The organism is Cysteiniphilum sp. (genome assembly GCF_057495195.1).
The window spans coordinates 15288-33478 of sequence record NZ_JBXTEF010000005.1; the positions used below are offsets into that span (position 1 = coordinate 15288).

18 protein-coding genes and 1 pseudogene are annotated in these 18191 nt (G+C 38.2%); 2 read left to right on the forward strand and 17 right to left on the reverse strand.

All coding sequences use genetic code 11. The features are described 5' to 3' along the window. Positions 1 to 3: 3 nt before the first annotated feature. Both ACY10D_RS00340 and csrA read right to left on the reverse strand, forming a co-directional pair. Positions 4 to 435: a LysM peptidoglycan-binding domain-containing protein gene (locus tag ACY10D_RS00340; RefSeq protein ID WP_486998828.1), complete on the reverse strand. Its 432-nt coding sequence runs from the start codon at positions 433 to 435 to the stop codon at positions 4 to 6. 221 nt (positions 436 to 656) lie between these two features. Further along, positions 657 to 842 carry a carbon storage regulator CsrA gene (gene csrA, locus ACY10D_RS00345; RefSeq protein WP_117001530.1) on the reverse strand — a complete coding sequence of 62 codons (186 nt, stop codon included), beginning with the start codon at positions 840 to 842 and terminating at the stop codon, positions 657 to 659. A gap of 242 nt (positions 843 to 1084) precedes the next feature. On the opposite strand from csrA, the gene ACY10D_RS00350 reads away from it, so the two are divergent. After that, positions 1085 to 3226, forward strand: coding sequence for a RelA/SpoT family protein (locus ACY10D_RS00350; protein WP_486998829.1), 2142 nt, complete (start codon positions 1085 to 1087; stop codon positions 3224 to 3226). On the opposite strand, the gene ACY10D_RS00355 is transcribed toward ACY10D_RS00350, so the two are convergent. The 8 genes and pseudogenes from ACY10D_RS00355 to ACY10D_RS00390 form a co-directional block, all read right to left on the reverse strand. Further along, entirely contained in the window at positions 3223 to 4416 is a 1194-nt protein-coding gene (locus ACY10D_RS00355) for a protoporphyrinogen/coproporphyrinogen oxidase (RefSeq protein WP_486998830.1), read from the reverse strand. The genes ACY10D_RS00350 and ACY10D_RS00355 overlap by 4 nt on opposite strands. Before the next feature lie 166 nt (positions 4417 to 4582). Further along, positions 4583 to 5653, reverse strand: coding sequence for a PDDEXK nuclease domain-containing protein (locus ACY10D_RS00360; RefSeq protein ID WP_486998831.1), 1071 nt, complete (start codon positions 5651 to 5653; stop codon positions 4583 to 4585). Positions 5654 to 5856: 203 nt separating this feature from the next. Beyond that, entirely contained in the window at positions 5857 to 6870 is a 1014-nt protein-coding gene (gene truD / locus ACY10D_RS00365; RefSeq protein ID WP_486998832.1) for a tRNA pseudouridine(13) synthase TruD, read from the reverse strand. Then, a complete protein-coding gene (locus ACY10D_RS00370) occupies positions 6867 to 7241 on the reverse strand; it encodes a ZapG family protein (RefSeq protein ID WP_486998833.1) in 375 nt (124 codons plus the stop codon). Before ACY10D_RS00370 ends, truD begins: the two co-directional genes overlap by 4 nt. A gap of 8 nt (positions 7242 to 7249) precedes the next feature. Continuing rightward, complete coding sequence (gene ispF, locus ACY10D_RS00375) at positions 7250 to 7732, reverse strand: 2-C-methyl-D-erythritol 2,4-cyclodiphosphate synthase (protein ID WP_486998834.1); 483 nt, start codon at positions 7730 to 7732, stop codon at positions 7250 to 7252. A gap of 17 nt (positions 7733 to 7749) precedes the next feature. Continuing rightward, positions 7750 to 8109 (reverse strand): annotated as a pseudogene (locus tag ACY10D_RS00380) (rhodanese-like domain-containing protein); the annotation flags it as partial. A 241-nt stretch (positions 8110 to 8350) separates the two neighbouring features. Beyond that, complete coding sequence (locus ACY10D_RS00385; protein WP_192483440.1) at positions 8351 to 8599, reverse strand: hypothetical protein; 249 nt, start codon at positions 8597 to 8599, stop codon at positions 8351 to 8353. 27 nt (positions 8600 to 8626) lie between these two features. Next, on the reverse strand, positions 8627 to 9256 hold the full coding sequence (locus ACY10D_RS00390; protein WP_486998871.1) for an LOG family protein: 630 nt from the start codon (positions 9254 to 9256) through the stop codon (positions 8627 to 8629). 249 nt (positions 9257 to 9505) lie between these two features. Between ACY10D_RS00390 and ACY10D_RS00395 the strand changes: the two genes are divergently transcribed. After that, positions 9506 to 10291, forward strand: coding sequence for an enoyl-ACP reductase FabI (locus ACY10D_RS00395; protein WP_486998835.1), 786 nt, complete (start codon positions 9506 to 9508; stop codon positions 10289 to 10291). Between the two features lies 1 nt (position 10292). On the opposite strand, the gene glnD is transcribed toward ACY10D_RS00395, so the two are convergent. The 7 genes from glnD to ACY10D_RS00430 all read right to left on the reverse strand — a co-directional run bounded on the left by glnD (position 10293) and on the right by ACY10D_RS00430 (position 18097). After that, positions 10293 to 12842, reverse strand: coding sequence for a [protein-PII] uridylyltransferase (gene glnD, locus ACY10D_RS00400; RefSeq protein ID WP_486998836.1), 2550 nt, complete (start codon positions 12840 to 12842; stop codon positions 10293 to 10295). 83 nt (positions 12843 to 12925) lie between these two features. Continuing rightward, positions 12926 to 14923, reverse strand: a complete 1998-nt coding sequence (locus ACY10D_RS00405; protein ID WP_486998837.1) for an iron ABC transporter permease — start codon at positions 14921 to 14923, stop codon at positions 12926 to 12928. Beyond that, positions 14916 to 15935, reverse strand: a complete 1020-nt coding sequence (locus tag ACY10D_RS00410) for an ABC transporter substrate-binding protein (protein WP_486998838.1) — start codon at positions 15933 to 15935, stop codon at positions 14916 to 14918. Before ACY10D_RS00410 ends, ACY10D_RS00405 begins: the two co-directional genes overlap by 8 nt. 11 nt (positions 15936 to 15946) lie before the next feature. Next, positions 15947 to 16699 carry an energy transducer TonB gene (locus tag ACY10D_RS00415; RefSeq protein ID WP_486998839.1) on the reverse strand — a complete coding sequence of 251 codons (753 nt, stop codon included), beginning with the start codon at positions 16697 to 16699 and terminating at the stop codon, positions 15947 to 15949. 2 nt (positions 16700 to 16701) lie between these two features. Next, complete coding sequence (locus ACY10D_RS00420) at positions 16702 to 17082, reverse strand: ExbD/TolR family protein (protein WP_486998840.1); 381 nt, start codon at positions 17080 to 17082, stop codon at positions 16702 to 16704. Next, positions 17075 to 17482 (reverse strand): ExbD/TolR family protein, encoded by a 408-nt coding sequence (locus ACY10D_RS00425; RefSeq protein ID WP_486998841.1) that lies wholly within the window; start codon positions 17480 to 17482, stop codon positions 17075 to 17077. The genes ACY10D_RS00420 and ACY10D_RS00425 overlap by 8 nt, the downstream gene beginning before the upstream one ends. Before the next feature lie 6 nt (positions 17483 to 17488). Then, positions 17489 to 18097 carry a MotA/TolQ/ExbB proton channel family protein gene (locus ACY10D_RS00430; protein WP_486998842.1) on the reverse strand — a complete coding sequence of 203 codons (609 nt, stop codon included), beginning with the start codon at positions 18095 to 18097 and terminating at the stop codon, positions 17489 to 17491. Positions 18098 to 18191 lie beyond the last annotated feature (94 nt).

An 18191-nucleotide genomic window follows, 5' to 3' on the forward strand; every position in this document is an offset into this window, starting at 1 on the left:
AGTTTAGCAGTCAGCAGGTTTAGGAATGATGAGGGTTTGTCCTGCTGCTAAGCGATTTGGATCAGTGATTTTATTGGCTTTAGAAAGACAGGTCATACTGATATTATTCTTGCGTGCAATGCTATATAAGCTATCGCCAATCTCGACTTTATAAGTTACTGGTTGATGATTATCTACAGCGTTAGCAATTGCTGAAATTTCTTGAGTTTTTGTTTCAGGTGCACCGACTGCCTCAACGATTTTGGTTGTGTTATTGTCGGTAGACGCCTTGTCTGTTGTGGTTTTGTCATTATTGCTTACTGTTGAAGATGTATTGTCTTTAATAGCTTGTTCTGTCGGTGCTGTGGTAGTTGACTCTTTGTGTTGACTGCTAAATTGTGCACAACCTGCTAACAATAGTATTCCGGCTGCAAGAATATAAAGTTTCTTTTGCATAACTCACTCCTTCTTTTGATGATACCTCACCAGTGTAGCTATAAAGCATAAGTGCTGCAAAAGATTTACGGCTGAATTGTGGAGTACAGGTCTGTACTGTTTGTGAACCATTATAAGGATGAGAGGCAATAGGATGAGTCAGATTGCTATCGTACGCAAATGATATAAATCATTTTGATAATAGTTTGTTACTCAATATGAACTATGCTTATGGCGGTATGTTATTCCATATCACCTAATGAGTGCTCACCTTTAATGCGCACAAAGATTTCTTCACGATGTACTGACACCTCTTTAGGTGCGTTTATGCCTAGACGAACTTGATTTCCTTTGACGCCCAAAACAGTGACTGTTACTTCGTCCCCAATCATGACAGTCTCGCCAATTTTTCTTGTTAAAATTAACATGTTAAAGTTACTCCTTATTATATAGCTTTATCTTCCAAAGCTGATTAAACCTATACCAACCCTTTGCAAAGCAAATGCACAACCCCAAGCTTAAAATGCTTTTAGTCCTCGCAAAAAGTATAGACTTAAAATATTTATATGCATCTAAAAACTGGATAATTCTAAACAAATAAATAAGTTTTACCAGAAATTTATGCATTTAAATTGAAATTGACTAGTTTTGCCACAGCAGTAGTAGGGCTTTGGGTGAATTATCAGTTATACTGAAAAGCATTATTAAGCTGCGCTTATATCAGATGTTTTTATTTTATAAGTTAAATAAAATTATTTTTAGTTATCTAAATGATGAGCAACGCGCATTAGTGGCAGATGCTTTTTTATTTGGTGCTGATGCGCATGAGCTGCAGGTTAGAAGCTCTGGTGAGCCTTATTTTACCCATCCAGTGGCAGTTGCTTGTGTATTGGCAGGCATGCGCCTAGATTGTGAAACGGTGATTGCTGCCCTGTTGCATGACACGATTGAAGATACTGAAATCTCGTCAGAAATGATTGCCAAACGTTATGGTGAAAAAACAGCGCAATTAGTTGAAGGTGTTACCAAGTTAAGTAAGATAGAAACACATTCAAAGGCAGAGTTGCAAGCTGAAAATTTCCGTAAAATGGTTTTGGCAATGGTGCAGGATATTCGTGTTATTTTGATTAAGCTGGCTGATCGACTACATAATATGACAACCCTTGCGCCACTTCGCCCAGATAAGCGTCGACGGATTGCATTAGAGACTTTGGAGATTTATGCCCCTATTGCGCACAGGTTGGGGATGCATCATATTAAGAATTCCTTTGAAGAGTTAGCTTTTGAGGCAATGTATCCTTATCGCTATAAAACGCTTAAAACAAAAGTATTACATGCACAAAAGCATCGTGATCGCTTGTTTCGTAAGATTATGGAGCGATTACAACACCACTTGGCTGAGCTGTTAGAAAGTGAACAGTTGGTTTCTGGGCGCAAGAAACGTTTATATAGTATTTATCGCAAAATGCGTGATAAAGAGATGTCATTCTCTGAAATTATGGATATCTATGCTTATAAGGTCATCGCACCAACGCGTCGTGAGTGTTATATGATTTTAGGTGCGATTCATGAGATCTTTCGTCCAATTCCAGGGCGTTTTAAAGATTATATTGCGACACCAAAAGCCAATGGTTATCAGTCATTGCATACTACAGTTTTTGGTCCTTATGGTGTGCCAATCGAAGTGCAGATAAAAACCAAGATGATGGATGATACGGCAGAGAAGGGGGTTGCCGCACATTGGATTTATAAGGCAAAGTCATTAAGTCATGATAATGCTCAGAAATGGCTAGAAAAACTTTCTGATTTGCAACAACACGTCACCAAATCAACCGATTTTGTTGAAAGTGTTAAGCTTGATTTATTTCCCGATGAAGTTTATGTGTTCACACCAAATGGTGAGATTATTGAGTTACCCAAAAGTGCGACGTGCGTTGACTTTGCTTATCACATTCATACCTATATTGGTAATCACTGTATTGCCGCTAAGGTCAATCGTAGGATCACACCATTGAGTTATATATTAACCCATGGCGATACTGTTGAGATCATTACCTCGCCTAATGCCCACCCAAATCCCGCATGGCTTGAGTTTATTAAAACAGCGCGTGCCAAACACGCGATAAAACATGCTTTAAAGCGCCATGAGCATGAAGAATTTGTGCATATTGGGCAGCAGATTCTCACACAAGCGCTACTAAAAAATCATATGGATTTTTCGACTATTTCAGCGGAATTATTACAAGAGGTATTAGTTGAATTTAATTTCCCTACTATTGCCGAGTTACATGCCGCTATTGGGCAGGCGAATTTTTCAGCGAATACGTTTGTACACTTTGTTGAGCAAAAACAACAACTTGAAAGTGATGGTTATGACTCACAACGCAAATTATTAATTGATGATAGTTATTTGCGCCAATTAGCAAGCTGTTGCACACCAATTCCTGATGATCCAATTACAGGTGTATTGATCTCTGACAAAGGACTAATGATTCATCGCATTAAATGTAATGAGTTATTAAAACTTAAAAAAACACATGAAATTATTGAAACACAATGGGTAAAAAACTGCACAGGTTATTATCCGGTAAAGTTGCGTGTGAGTTTGCAAAATGTACAAGGTGCAATTGCCAAAGTCACTGCTAATATATCACGTCATGATGCACAAATTTTAAGTTTCAATATTCTGGAGTCTGATTCGCAATATGGTATCGTGCAAACGATGGTTGAGGTCAAAGACCGTGTGCATTTGGCGCGTGTCATCCGTGGGTTAAAGCACTTAAAAATATGTCTTAAAATAGAGCGTGTTTAATTAAGAAGTCTTTTTGCCTCTTCAAAAGAGCGTTTAACACAGTCCTCAACGGCTAAGCGCGTAAAGTAGTTGCCCGTTAATGCTAAAGTTTTATCTTTGGTCAGCTCATTATTAATTTCATCAATAAACTGTTGGTGCTGTGATTGATAACATGGCACGCTATTTTTTTTATGTTTTAGATCAATTAATGCGTCTTTTGGGATGTTGAGTTTCGATAAAAATCCATCAACTAAGTGTTGATAAGGAGTGTCTGTATTTTTAAAATGCACTGTCATGCCACGATATCTCTCATGTGTTAGCGTGTCACGTGTCACCATCGAAAAGAAGTCTTGTTTGACACCAATTAAGCCATTGATTGGCTTAATATGTTTGATCTTGTCTTTATTAAAAACTAAAGCGACTGTTATGAGCTTAGAAATATCAGGTTGATGCTGAAGATGAACAAGTGGATGATTAATTTGTGCAAGCAATCGATAGCAAACATGCCACGGTGTTGCTAAAACCAGCTTATCTGCTGTGAATACACCATTATCTGTGGTGATATGCCACTGTTTGTTCTGCTGCTCAACGCTCATGACTTGAGTATTTAGATTGATCGTTGTATTTGGGTTAGCTATATCTCTAAATAGGCTTGACATGCCGTGCTCAAAAGTAAAACTGCGTGGTAAGCTTTTATCTTTAGCACGTGTTTTAAAAAGAAAGTCAGCCGGGAAATGTTGGCTATCTTGACAAAGTACGGCATCAAAGCAATAACGTAGTGTTTTTTGATAATTTTGAGATCCGAAGACAAAGCTGAAATATTCTTCAACGGTGCGATTATTAGCATGGCTAAATTTAAATAGCGGCAAGCCAATACCTGCGCGAATTGGATTAAGCTTACTGACAACACTCGCGATTTTATTTTGTGCTGTTAGTAGTTTAAAGGGGTGTTTTTCACGTTTTTGCAACTGATTCAAAAGTCCGCTATCACGACACAAACTAATTAAATGTTGATAAGAGTTGTAAATGGTATGCGCACCTAGTTCAAGCCAAAAATCACGTGTTTTGGGGCTGTGGTAGGTTTCAATGCAGCCACCAAGCTTGTTACTTTGCTCAAGGATAATACTCTTATATCCTTTAAGCGCTGCAAAGTGTGCAAAGCTTACCCCTGAGATGCCGCCGCCAATAATTATAATCAACTGGTTGTTCATAACTATTTTCCTTGTTTAGTTAATCTAGTTGTAGCACTTCGCTTTTATAGCTCAAAAAATTTGTATCATCTTAAGGTTAACAGAGCTGTTGTTTGCCCACACCGTTAATGGAAGGAAAATTATTAATATTGACAAGTGTCTTAGTGGCTTCATATATGCCTCCAACCTAACTGTTATCTGTTTTTTCTTGATTATCCAAACCAAGTTCAAATTGAATCTTTTCCTCTAATTGACTGGCATCGGGCAAAGCATCTCTTAGTTTTTCAGGTATGTCACGGGTTAATTGATAACCTGCAACACCAACCGGTTTATCGATCCCTCTTAAAGCATATTCAACGTCAAATTTACTGTGTTCACTACATAAAATAATGCCAATAGATGGATTTTCATTAGGCTCTTTAACGAACTCATCCAAAAGGTTTAAGTAAAAATTCATTTTGCCTGCATGTTCTGGTTTAAAGCGAGTTCTTTTTAGCTCCAAAGCTACTAATGCTTGTAGTTTTCTGTGGTAAAACAATAGATCAATAAAATACTCTGAGTCAGGTGTTACAATACGATATTGATTGCCAATAAAGCTAAATCCATAGCCTAATTCCATGATGACATCTTTAATTTTTTCAACCATGCGGCGCTCAATTTCAGTTTCAATAACTGGTTCAGCAATGCCCAACATGTCAAACATGTAAACGTCTTTCATAGATTGATCTGCCTGCTCTGCAAGCATCTTTGGGAGCGTACTGTCAAAATTATGATGTTTAGTCGCCAAGTGGTGTCGCTCGTACGCATTTGAATTTATTTGGTCACGTAGTGTATCGCGTGTCCAAGCAAAATCTTTAGTTGACTTAAGGTAATACAGCTTTTTGTTATCCTCTTTTACCTTGCTCATGATGAGTAAATTTTGCCCCCATGGAATTTCTCCAACAAACTGTTGGAGTTCTGGTTTGCCATTATATTCAAGATAAAATTGCCTCATATACCATAAGTTTTGGGGTGAAAAACCAAATTTTGCGCTTGGAAATTTCTGTTTCAAGTCTTTGGATAGACGTTCTACAACCGATTTTCCCCACCCATATTGATCTTGATATTGAACAATGTGCTCGCCTAGCCACCAATAAAGGGAAGTTACTTCTTTATTCACTGATCTCACTGTCCGTATACATGACTTATGTATCTCAGTTGTTGCTTGCTTGAGGAATGTAGTGTATTCCGGTAATTCTTGAGTAGTAAGAGTATTCATCTCAATGACCTATGTTGAAATTCCAATGTTGCGCAATTTCTGGATAAACTCATTTTCCCGAGGGGAGTTAGGCTTACCCCGTAAGTGATCTTGTACTTCCTTAGCTGATGCATTTAGCGTCTCATTGGTATCTTTCATTCAATTGATAATCCTTTCGTGCAAGTTGAGCCCCTAATGAATTTAAATCAAAATGTAACGTTTTCTCAATCAATTTCGGTGTGATTGCAAAAGCGCGTTGCTATGTCTAATGCCTGAACTAATGAGATTGCGTATGCGCCTGTTCCTAAGCTAAAAGTAAGCATTAACGTATTATTTGATTCGTTATAATCATACTTAAGATCATCAGGATATGCATAGATGCTGCGAAATTGCATCTCGCAATGCGTTGTTAAATGCTCAATAAACTTGCCATGAGTTTGCGTAAACTGTTCATATTGGCTCAATGCCTCAGCATTGAAGAATAACTTTTGCTGTTTACCAATCAATGGTGCGGCAATGCTTAACGCTTTGGAGTCAATACGCTGTTGGATTTCGTCTTGATTTTCCGCAGTGACTTGAAAGACGCTATTGCCATCACTAAAGCCGACAATATCACCGATTAATGCTATTTGATCTGTGTGATTTTGTTGGCGAAACTGAACATAAGCATTAAATAAAAAGCTGCGCACAACAGATAATAAAAAGCCATGATCTTTTGGATTAAGATTGATTTTACCGTCAATAACATCATGTGCCTGTTGTAGATTATCATGACCAAAACGCTGCTCACCAAAAAGGTTTATAAAGCCATTTTGCATAATATGTTTAATCTTTGGCTCTATTTTTGCAAAAGGTAATGTTAAATCACGCAATACAAGGGTAAAGCGATTGGCTTTGTGGCTGCCAATTTTAAGCTTTTTATTGTGGCGACTGATGCGTAGAATATTGCAATTGTCGACGTCAAAATCACTAAAATCGATATCAGCTCTTCCTGGATAATATAGCGAGAACCACTGGCGAGTAATCGCGTGTTTATCTTTCAAACCACTGTAGCCAATATCGCGCTGCTTAAGACCGGTATATCGAGATAATGCACGGATAATGTCTTTGGTATTTAAACCATTTTTTTCGATAAAGAGCCAAATATGCTCGCCTTCACCGGTTAAATCAAAATCAAAGATTTCTTCAACCAAGAAGTCTTCATGATATGTTTTGAGGGTGCCAATAGGTTGACTCATTGCTTTTCTTTACCTTCAGACTCAGCAGCATAGTCTTTGGGGTATTGGGGTTCATTATTGAGCTGATGAGTTTTTTCTTTATCGCGATAGGCTTTAGGCTGCAATAAAGACTGTCTTGATGGGTCAAGATTCAGCTTAACACTGTATTCTTGCGAATGTTTCTGCAGCTCAGAAAATTGCTGATAGATGTTTTCCATGATCTCATGTGTTTTATGTACATGTTCATTAATGGTATTTTGATAGTGTGTTAACAACGTCTTAGTTTCATCTAATTCATTGCTAAGGTTTTTGCTACTTTTGCGCATGCTTAAGCCAATAGCAAGTCCGATGATAAAAGCGGCGATAACACCTAAAATTAACGAAATAAGCATATTTGCTCCTATTTTTGATAAATAAGGGTAACCGCATGGCAGGCGATACCTTCTTTTCTGCCGGTAAACCCAAGTTTTTCAGTCGTAGTTGCTTTGATGTTAACTTGATTTAGCGTAAGCTGCAACAGCGTTGCAATACATTGACGCATTTCAAGAATATAAGGGGCAAGCTTTGGCACTTGAGTAACCACAGTCACGTCAATATTGGCAATGTGATAACCCTGTGCTTTGATGCCTTGTTGCGCATGCACTAAAAAATCTTTACTTGCTTGATTTTTATGTTTGGGATCAGTGTCAGGGAAATGCTGACCAATATCACCTAAGGCGCCAGCACCAAGAATTGCGTCGGTAATGGCATGTAAAATGACATCACCATCAGAGTGGGCTTGAAGCGAAAAAGGTGCGTTAATCTCAATACCTCCAAGCATTAATGGCTTATCATCGCTACTAATGCGATGGACATCATAGCCGTGACCAATACGAAACATCATTAATCCTCAACACTTAATGGGAAGCTATTGCTAACCCATGCACGAAAACCACCATCCACTGAGATGACATTGTCATACCCCATTTTTTGCAGGTTATCGGCACTTAATGCTGAGCGAAAGCCACCACCGCAATATAGGTACATCTTTTGATTTTTGTTAGGAATGAGTTGTTCGATTTTAACTTCAATAATGCCACGGCTTAAATGATTAGCATTGGGTAAATGCGAATGCGCAAATTCAGACTCTTCACGGACATCAATAAGAAGACCATCTAATGTGTTATTGTCAAGCATCTGTTTAATGTGGAAAACATCGCACTCTTTGATGCGTGTTTTGGCATCATTGACCAGTTTAAGAAATTCAGTGTTATGTTGCATCTTACGTCCTTTGCTTTTTGATGATATGTGACGAGTGTTATTGTACCTTAGTCTCTCATCAACTTATAGTTTTAATGACAAAGGAATAGTATCAATATAAGCTAGTAACCGATGGCATGCTGTGAAAATAATATTAGATACCAAGGAGCTTTATCATGGCTAATTTTGCATTAAGATTACCTAACTCAATCTATGATGATTTAAAATAAGTTGCTGAGATAGAGGGGGCTCTATTTTGTTACTAGCGTCGCGACAGACTTGAATGATGCATAATCCAGTAGATAAAAATTCCCCAAACACCACTGATTAGGACAGTGATCGTCCAAGCAAAGCCTGGCATCATTTGCGGCGTAACATTATGTTTGGTGAAGTTATTTAAATCACGAATGACTGCTAATGTGCAAACAAGATGCACGATGACAGTGAATGCGCTGATAACGTAATAAATATTTTGATACAGATTGATCACGGCTTGATGGAAGTAATCCATGCTCATTACCTCATGTTTTTTTCAGTTTTAAAAAATAAACTCAGGCTTTTTGTCGATATCTTGGCGTTGATTATGCTTATGATGTTCACTGATAATCTCAACAACTTCATCGATGGAATCAGTCATAATCAAAAGTTCAGTGTCATCATCACTAATAACACCTTCAGCAACAAGTTTCGTCTTAATCCACTCAACCAGTCCGCCCCAAAAGCTTGTATTAAAGAGAATAATTGGCATATGACGTTTTTTCTTGGTTTGCACTAAAGTAGCGATATCAAAAAGCTCATCTAATGTACCAAAACCACCTGGCATGCCAATATATGCCATTGAGTGTTTGACAAACATCGCTTTGCGTGTGAAGAAGTAGCGATAGTGTAAAGAGATATCTTGATGTTGGTTTGGCACTTGCTCAAAAGGTAAATGAATATTTAAACCAATACTTAAGCCTTCGCCTTTTGAGGCGCCAATGTTACCTGCTGCCATAATGCCATGACCGCCGCCAGTAATGATGCTAAAGCCTTCATTAGATAATCTGTGGGCAATTTCCTCGGCATCTTTAAAGTGCGGTGAGCTGCTTGGCAGACGCGCTGAGCCAAAGATACTCACAGCTGGTTGAATGTCATCTAGGCGTTCATAACCTTCGACGAGCTCTGACATGACTTTGAAAATATTCCAAGTAGCACGTGATTGGTCGAAGTGAACATTGCCATAAGTTGTTGCATCGGTGTGTGAGCGCGGGTGAACGGTTTTTCTTGTTTTGTTCATTTTTTATTATCGTATTCCATAATGATAGTGAAATATGGTAACACAAACGTGCGAGTATGCTATGTTAGGTGCTGCGTAATTTAAGAAATTATTGCATAATAAGCGCCAATTAAGCATATCATTAAAACAAAAGGAAACATGATGGGTTTTTTAACAGGTAAAAAAGTTTTAATCGTCGGGCTTTTAAGTAATAAGTCGATTGCCTACGGTGTTGCGGAAGCTATGCATCGTGAGGGCGCTGAGCTTGCATTTACTTATCAAAATGAGCGTTTTAAAGAGCGTATTGAGAAGCTGACTGCACACTACAATCCTGCAGCATTGATTGAATGTGATGTTACCAATGATGAGCAAATCGATAATGTGTTTGTTGAGCTTGGCAAAAAATGGGATGGCTTAGATAGCATTATTCACTCGGTAGCTTATGCTCCAGCTGATCAGCTTGAGGGTGATTTTATTTCAGCGGTTAATCGCGAAGGCTTCAAAGTTGCGCATGATATTAGTGCTTACAGCTTTGCAGCATTAGCAAAGTCAGGACGTGACATGATGCAAAATCGCAATGGCTCTCTAGTGACATTAACTTATCTTGGTGCTGAACGCGCGATGCCAAGCTATAACACAATGGGGATTGCCAAAGCGTCACTTGAGGCAACCGTACGCTATACTGCATTATCTTTGGGTGCTGAGGGTATTCGTGCCAATGCTGTTTCAGCAGGACCAATTCGCACATTGGCAGCATCAGGGATTAAGAGCTTTAGAAAAATGCTTGACTACAATGCGCAAGTGGCACCGCTTAAGCGTAATGTTGATATTATTGAAGTTGGCAACACCGTGGCGTTCTTAGCATCTGATCTTGCCAGCGGCATTACTGGTGAAGTGGTGTATGTTGATGCCGGTTATCATTGTGTGAGCATGGGTGGGATGGAGTAATTTACTCATCCAGTGTCTTTAGATATTTCAAAAATTTATGTGTCAGTAATTGACGCTTACTTTGTTTGAGGATCGGTTGATCATTACTATCTGTAATATAAAAACTATCTTCAATAGAGAACCCTGACGTGTGAATCCGTGCACGAATAATATGGAGATTGTGTGTTTCAAAGAAATAACAAAGGGCGGCTAACAGTCCTGGTCGATCAGGGTGTTTTACGATTACTTTGCTATAGCTTTTATGTCGAGGACTGAGCCATTGAATGTTTTTCTTAAGGCGCTTTGTGGTTGATTTATCGACTAATGCATTTAATTTAGCCGGTGTATAATCAATTTTTTGATGTGTTAGCTGTGCTTTTAAATGCTGCTCTAGCCATAGCAGCTCTTGTTCGCTTTGCAATGGATGGTGATTTAAATTAGTGACGTTAAATTGATAAATCATTTTATTGTCGGGGAGCTTGAAAAAACTTGCTTCCGTGATGTTGATGCTCGCTTTGTATAGCAAGTAGCAGAGTGCAGACAGTTTGATTTCTTTATCTGAAGCTAAAATAAGTAATAGCGTTTGATCCAAACTGTGATCAAAGTGCGTATGGATTGATAGAGACTGGTTGTTCTCTATCACATATTGATAGAGTATGTTGTTTTGCCATATCAAGGTGGCTAATGCCTGTTCTGTAAAGTAACGCGCAGGTAGGTATTGCCATAATGCTTTAACTCTATTGTGATCAGTACACTCTAGCTGTGCCAAAACTTTCTTTTGCGTTTCGTTTACTTGCTCTTTAAGTGATAAGTTGACGGATTTGCTTAATAACTCGCTAGTGCGTGTATACAGATGCTCAAACATCGTTTGTTGCCAATGTGTCCACAATGTGGGGTTAGTGCCTTTAATATCAGCAATGGTCAAAAGAAACAAGCTATCCAGATAGTATTGGCTTTGGCAAAATTCAGCAAATTGCGTGATAGTCGCACTATCATAGATATCTTCTTTTTTGACCATCCGCGAAAATGCCAAATGATGTTTAACCAACCATGATAGCAAATGGATCTCATCTTGTTTTAAATGCCAAGTTTCAGCATATTTTTGTACAAGACGCGCACCGAATTTACTATGATCGACACCGGACCCTTTGCCAATATCATGAAAGAATGCGGCGATATACAATAGTCGTTGCGCGGGATGCTCAAGCATCATCTGATAAGCTAATGGGAAGTCTTGTTCAAAATGAACTGTCCGCATGCTGCGCAGGTTGCTGATAACCTCAATTGTATGGCGATCAACAGTGTATTGATGATATAGATCAAACTGCATCTGTCCTTTGCTAATGGCAAACTCTGGAATGATTTTTTCAACAATCCCTAAATCCATCATAATACTGAGCGCACCTTTAATGTTGTATGGATAGGTGAAAATCGCTAAAAATTGTTGCTGTAATGTTTGGTTGGAAAGTAGGTTTTTCTTAGCCGATTGTGAAAGTAGCTGCAGTGTATTACGCACGATATGTGCATCAAGTGTTTTAATCTCTTTGTGTTGGCAAAAATATTTAAAAGGCATCAGAATGTTATTTATATGGTTAGGGTAGTCGTTTTGTGTATGCTTTAAAATACCACCATAAATACTAAAGCCTTCGGCAAGTGCTGTTTCATTGCTGGTTACTTGTGATGCCATTAGCTCATGGAAAATAATACGATTGATAAGCTTAATATGACGAATACTGTTGTAATAATGCTGCATAAATAGCTCAATGTTTTTATGTGGCTTCTTGTGCTTGAAGCCAAAAAAATTAGCAACTATAAGTTGTTTATCAATTAGCAATGCGTTTTGCTCACGCTGATACAAAATATGCAAATAAAAGCGAATAGCAGAAAGCAAACGATGTGCCTGACTTAAACTCGTTAGCTCATCTGCAGTAATATAATGGTGCTCAACAAGGTAATGTAAATTTACATTAGGATGAAGGTAAATCAACAGCCAATGAATACTTTGCAAATAGCGCAAGTTGCCAACAGTATTTTTAAGATCGGGCTGTTGGTTGATTGGGAAATTATTGTCACGATCAATTTGCTCAGCATATTTGCTATAAATAAAGTCGCAATGAACAGGAAGGTTTTGTTTGCTTTCAACGAATGACTTAAATCTGTCAAATAGTCTCTCATTGCCACAGATAAAACGTGCATCCAAAATAGCAGTAAGTAAATTAATGTCATCATTGGCGCACTGTATGATGCTGTTAATGCTATGCGTTGAATAGCCAACTTTAATTGGCAAACTTTGTAATTCCTGAATAAATGCCAACAGTTTGGGACTTTCTAGTGATTGATCATCTTCTGATAAAAACAATAAATCAAGATCTGAATATAATGCGCGATCCTGACGACCATAGCCACCAATGGCAATCAGAGAAATATGGGCTATTTGTTGCGGAAAATATTCTATCAATAATTTATCGATGCGCTTGCTGTAAATGAGCAATATCTTATAGATAGAGTGTTTTTTCTTAAGAAAAATCTCTGTGACATCGTGCATAATACTCTGGCAGTGTTGTTTCATCATAATGTAGATAAAAGCTTACGATAAGAATAACTCTAGATTTTATACTCATTACAAACTGCTAAGCAACGAAACATCGCAAATGATTAACGCTGACGTAGGAGTAACCATAGCAAATACACGGTGCCAATAATAGGTGCAATGAGTCCGGCTGGAATTTCGGTAGGTGCAAAAAGTAAGTTTGCTAACCAATCAGAAAATAATGCCAATAATCCGCCAATGAAAAAACTAATCACAACAAGGTTACGAGGATTGTTATAACCAAGCATTCGTGCTAGGTGGGGTGCCATAAGTCCGATAAATCCAAGCATGCCAATACTGGCAACAACAGCAGAAGTTTGCAAAGTGGCAAGTAATAACAAGCACACTTGCATTAAATAGACATTGCCACCCAATGTTTTAGCTTTATCTGAGCCAAATGCCAATAGTGTAATCCATGGTGAAATAAGGTAACACAATGGTAAGCTTACGATTAATATGGCGATTAATTGATATACTGTTTGCCAGCTTTGCCCATAAACACTGCCACTTAGCCATCTAATCACTTCAGCTGCCTGCATGCCGGAAATTGCTAAAAGCCCAGTGTTAAGTGCGGCATAAAGCGCGCCCAAACAAACGCCAATCATCGCTAATTGCAGCGGTTGAAATCGCATTTTTTTGGCAATAAGCATGACAAGTATAAATGCCAATATCCCGCCCATAAAAGCGGATAATTGGATTCCCCACCAGCTTGCATTTGGGAAAAATAATAACAATATCAAAGCACTAAAGGTGCTGCCTTGGCTAATACCCAGTACTTCAGGAGATGCTAATGGATTTTGAATAACACCTTGGAAAAATAAGCCACTAACTGCTAAAGCGCCTCCGGCGATAAATGCAACGATCAGGCGAGGCAGGGTAATGTCCGTGTATAAGAAATAAGCTAAGCTATTGCTGTTAAATAAACTACCATCTAAAGCAGACTTAATAGTTGATGAGCCACTGTAAAAAACAAAAGCACATAGCAAAAGACTAAAAGATAAGGCAAGAAAATATTTCATCGGCAATTTACTATGCAAACCTTTAATGACAATTTGGTCATTCTGTTGCAAAGAAAATTGTTTTATTCTCAACAAAGCCCAAAGTAGGATGGGCGCGCCTAACATTGCCGTTAATATACCAACCGGTAAATTAATATAAAACATATTGGCAACATACAGCGTCACACTATCTGCGGCAAGTAAGACAAAAGCGCCAGCTAACATCGAAAATAATACAAATCGTTTGCCTGTTGGGCATTTCAAAACGCGTAGTATATTTGGGACAAAGAGTCCAATAAAACTGATTGGTCCAACGAGTGTTACCGCGATTGCTGTTAAAATAACGCCTAGAGCGATCATTCCCCAGCGTAATGAAATTATTGATACGCCTAAGCTTTTTGCATGATCATCACCTAGTGCATATATTTTGATTTTTGGACTGAATAATAAGCTTATGATCAATACAATAATGAAGGGCAGACTTAAGGCAGCAATATCTTGCCAACCTTGTTGCTCAACGTCACCCGCGCCCCATAAAAACAAACCTGATACGCTTTGTTCAAAGTAAAGACTTAAAATTGCAGCCAGTGCACTTAATGAAAAAGAAATGGCAACACCTGCAAAAATAATTCGTATGGGATTGGGTTCTTTATAAGTTATTCCAAATACGAGAACTGCAGCAAAAAAAGCACCTAGCAAGGAGAATAATATCCCGCCATACCCAGATACAAAGCTTGGAAATGCACTTAAACCAATGACCAATGCTAAATGTGCGCCTGCGCCAACACCTAATAAGTTAGGAGAGGCCAGTACATTTCGACTGGCTTCTTGAAATAGAAAACCTGCCAATGCTAACGCGCTTCCTGCAATAATAGCAGCTACCAAGCGAGGCAAGGCGCCATACCACAACAATACATCCTGCCAATGTAAAGTGATAATATTTTGATATATTATTTCAAGACTTTGCTGAGAGCTTAGTCTCAAATAATAAAGTACCAATATCAACAATAATCCCGATGTGATTAAAGCAATGATTGGCTGTCTTAGTTTGATAGTCTTAATCATGTGAAGACTCTAAGGCGGTCACGATCTGCTCTACAAACTGCATTAATGTCAAAGGTCCTCCCCATGGCCAGCTTTTAACTGCAAGTTCATGCGTATTTCCTTTTTTAACAAAAACAAAGCTTTGCCATATAGGCGAGTTTGTTGTCGCTTTTAATTGGCTGTCATCGCTGCGTTCGTTAAAATAAAAAAAGTGGAAATTGCCAAGTTTTGCCAAAACATCTGTGCTGACGGTTAAATACCCCATACCCATTCTTCCAGATTTCTCTTGCCATACCGGCTTAAGCCCGATTTGACGTAAGGCCTCCATGGCAACAGAATCAACAGTAAATAATCGTATCTTAGGACTTCCTGGCAGAAATTGTGCAATAGCAATGCTATCATTTTTAAGCTTACCATCTGCTTTTAACTGACTGATTTTAGCTTTGGCTTTAGCCATTACTTGCTCGTATTGCTGTATTATTTGTTGGGCTTCTTTAGTTTTATTTAAGGCTTTTGCCACTTGATTAAATTCAGTAAACATTTGTGTCAAGGAAGTTTGTTTGCCTTTATCTGTTTGCTTTCTATGCTTCTCTTGCTCTTGTGGATTTATAAGCGCAGGTTCAATATAACTAAAGAGCAGTGTGGGTGCGATGCGTGATAATAGTGGATATGTATTAGCGTTGCGCAATTTAGCGCCAATAATTAAATTAGGCTTTAAGCGAGCAATCGCTTCAATGCTCGGTGCGGCACGTCTGCCAACATCTAGTGTGTGAGATAGTTTAATGCCATCAATACCATCAAAGGTTTGGTAGCTTTTAATATCTGCCACACCAATAGGTGTAACACCTAAGCTTAACACCATCTCGGTATAGCGGTGCTCTAATGTAACTACTTTTGGCGTTTTAGATGGTGTGATATCCACTGCACCCATTGCTGTATTTATAGTCAGTGCACTTAATGTTTGTGTGCCACTTAGCACGATTAACACAATGAGTTGTATTTTATATATTAACCTTGTCCATGTATTGTTCATATCCGCCCCTTTTATACCACTTTAAACTCAATCGGTAATGTCATTGCAATACTTTGCTTGCACCCCTTCATTTTTGGAAATGCGCCAGCATCATTAATCATCTTCACAACAGCATTATCTAGTAGATTATTACCTGTGCTTTTTATCATCTTGTAACTTTCTAATTCGCCATTACATTTAACCAAAAATTTCACCTCTGCCACACCGCTGATATGACGCCTTAATGCCAGTGGCGGATAATATCGATAATTTTGTAAATACATCAAAACCTCTTGTTGATAGCTAATAGGGGCATCTAAATTACCATTTAAGCCTTGCTTTGAGCCACCCTTGACTAATTTGATATCTTTTTTTATTTCTTGAGATTCCACTTTATGTATAGAGCCTAAATCGGCTTTTGATGTTTTAATTATCGGTGTTTTTGTGGCATGTTTTTGAGTAGAGGGTTGCTTCTGTAGTGCGACATTGTCTTTAGGTGCTACAACTTTCTCAAGCTTTGTCTGCGGACTGTTTTTTATGGGAGCAACATCTTGATGTGTGCGTTTTTTTGTGATTTCTTCTTTCTGTTGTTGTAATTTTTCTTGCGTCCTAGTAGTCGCTTTGGGTGCGGCATATAAAGTGATAGTATAATCTTTGTTATTGCCTAATGTCCCACCTTTGGGAGTGGCTTTAGCTTGCATTGACATAGTAAGCATTACTGCAATCACAAAACATAGCAGTAAGCCACAATAAACGATTAAAATATACTTGAGTCTAATGTTCATATTCAGCGCTGCGCCACCAGTAATTTGATATTGCTAAAATGCGATTTAAGCTGTGATAAAGCATTTACCACCAGTAATGCTTCTGCATGATTTTGTGCAGCTAATAATATCTCTCCATTGCAGTGATGAGATAAGTTAGCTAAGTCTGTATTACTGATTTTTAGCAATATGTCTTGATAATACAAGCCCTCTTTTTTGACATATATCGTACAATTTTTTTTAGATAACACCTCACCTTGATCTAAAAGTGGTGGGCTAACCTTAAACTGTTCTGCAGCAATATGTCCGGCAACAAGGAAAAAGACGATCAGTAAAAATATAATATTAATCAACGAGAAGACAGACTCAACTTCTTTTTTTGGCTTTTGAGGGCGATTAAACATTAACTGACTCCAACTGTAATTTGCTAAACCCCGACTGTTTCAAACCATCCATTACATCGACTAAGGCTTGTATATTAACTTGATCGGTTAATGTCAAGGTGATGGGAAGTACTTGAGGCTCTTTTATACTTTTTTGAAGTATGGGGATGAGCTGAGTTAATGTATAAGGTTGATGCTCAAAATAAATATGCTTGTTATCTTTAAGTGTGAGTATGATTGGCTGTTCTGAAGATGCATTGCTAGCTGCTGTGATATTTTGAGCACTATCTGAAAGTTTTATCGATTGGTAGCGCACAAACTGCGAGCTTAGCATAAAAAAGATAAGCAAACATAAAAGCACATCAATCATTGGTACAAGACTAATGGCACTTTTTCGGCGCTGCTTTGCAAAAACAATCATATGATACTAGCGAATGATGAGGTGGTTTGACCATTGAACATAGTCACTCATCATTTGACGCACTTTATCGACCTTGCTATCTAAATAATGAAAACCAATTTGTGCGGGAATGGCAACACTTAAGCCAAGTGCTGTTGTGATGAGTGCGTGCGATATTCCGCTTGATAAAAGACCGGGGTCAACATAGGTTGCTGATTTAATCGCTGAGAATGCCATAATAATTCCAATGACCGTTCCCAATAGTCCAACTAAAGGTGACAAATGTGATAGCACCTCCAGAGGACGTAAATATTGCTCAAGTTGTTGTAAGCTTTTATTGCCGATACGCTGAACACTAGATTCCACGTAGTCTTCCGGCTTATTTTCAACATACTTCAACTGTAGTAATAGATAAATTGTTTTGGCTGCTGGGTGGTTGCTGTGTTTAAGCTTATTTAACAAATGTGAAAATTGTTTTTGATCTAAAACTTGCTCATTATCAGAGAGCAATTGCTTTTTCCATACCCCTAAACGTAAGAATTGATAGAATTTTAATAATAATAGTGTCAAAACGAATAGTCCAAACAAGATTAAAATCATACCAACTGCACCTACTTGCTCATAAAACACATTCATTTTTCCGCTATTTCCTCAATATCAGCTTTAAGCTCAATGCATTTTACACAAATGAAAACAATTATCAATTGCTTTATGGCAAAGGTATGGTAAA

What these genes read in the sequence shown, in the direction of transcription:
- ACY10D_RS00340 (WP_486998828.1), bottom strand. Translation starts at nt 435, where the DNA reads ATGCAAAAGAAACTTTATATTCTTGCAGCCGGAATACTATTGTTAGCA.
- csrA (WP_117001530.1), bottom strand. Translation starts at nt 842, where the DNA reads ATGTTAATTTTAACAAGAAAAATTGGCGAGACTGTCATGATTGGGGAC.
- ACY10D_RS00355 (WP_486998830.1), bottom strand. Translation starts at nt 4,416, where the DNA reads ATGAACAACCAGTTGATTATAATTATTGGCGGCGGCATCTCAGGGGTA.
- ACY10D_RS00360 (WP_486998831.1), bottom strand. Translation starts at nt 5,653, where the DNA reads ATGAATACTCTTACTACTCAAGAATTACCGGAATACACTACATTCCTC.
- truD (WP_486998832.1), bottom strand. Translation starts at nt 6,870, where the DNA reads ATGAGTCAACCTATTGGCACCCTCAAAACATATCATGAAGACTTCTTG.
- ACY10D_RS00370 (WP_486998833.1), bottom strand. Translation starts at nt 7,241, where the DNA reads ATGCTTATTTCGTTAATTTTAGGTGTTATCGCCGCTTTTATCATCGGA.
- ispF (WP_486998834.1), bottom strand. Translation starts at nt 7,732, where the DNA reads ATGATGTTTCGTATTGGTCACGGCTATGATGTCCATCGCATTAGTAGC.
- ACY10D_RS00385 (WP_192483440.1), bottom strand. Translation starts at nt 8,599, where the DNA reads ATGGATTACTTCCATCAAGCCGTGATCAATCTGTATCAAAATATTTAT.
- ACY10D_RS00390 (WP_486998871.1), bottom strand. Translation starts at nt 9,256, where the DNA reads ATGTCAGAGCTCGTCGAAGGTTATGAACGCCTAGATGACATTCAACCA.
- ACY10D_RS00395 (WP_486998835.1), top strand. Translation starts at nt 9,506, where the DNA reads ATGGGTTTTTTAACAGGTAAAAAAGTTTTAATCGTCGGGCTTTTAAGT.
- glnD (WP_486998836.1), bottom strand. Translation starts at nt 12,842, where the DNA reads ATGATGAAACAACACTGCCAGAGTATTATGCACGATGTCACAGAGATT.
- ACY10D_RS00405 (WP_486998837.1), bottom strand. Translation starts at nt 14,923, where the DNA reads ATGATTAAGACTATCAAACTAAGACAGCCAATCATTGCTTTAATCACA.
- ACY10D_RS00410 (WP_486998838.1), bottom strand. Translation starts at nt 15,935, where the DNA reads ATGAACAATACATGGACAAGGTTAATATATAAAATACAACTCATTGTG.
- ACY10D_RS00415 (WP_486998839.1), bottom strand. Translation starts at nt 16,699, where the DNA reads ATGAACATTAGACTCAAGTATATTTTAATCGTTTATTGTGGCTTACTG.
- ACY10D_RS00420 (WP_486998840.1), bottom strand. Translation starts at nt 17,082, where the DNA reads ATGTTTAATCGCCCTCAAAAGCCAAAAAAAGAAGTTGAGTCTGTCTTC.
- ACY10D_RS00425 (WP_486998841.1), bottom strand. Translation starts at nt 17,482, where the DNA reads ATGATTGTTTTTGCAAAGCAGCGCCGAAAAAGTGCCATTAGTCTTGTA.
- ACY10D_RS00430 (WP_486998842.1), bottom strand. Translation starts at nt 18,097, where the DNA reads ATGAATGTGTTTTATGAGCAAGTAGGTGCAGTTGGTATGATTTTAATC.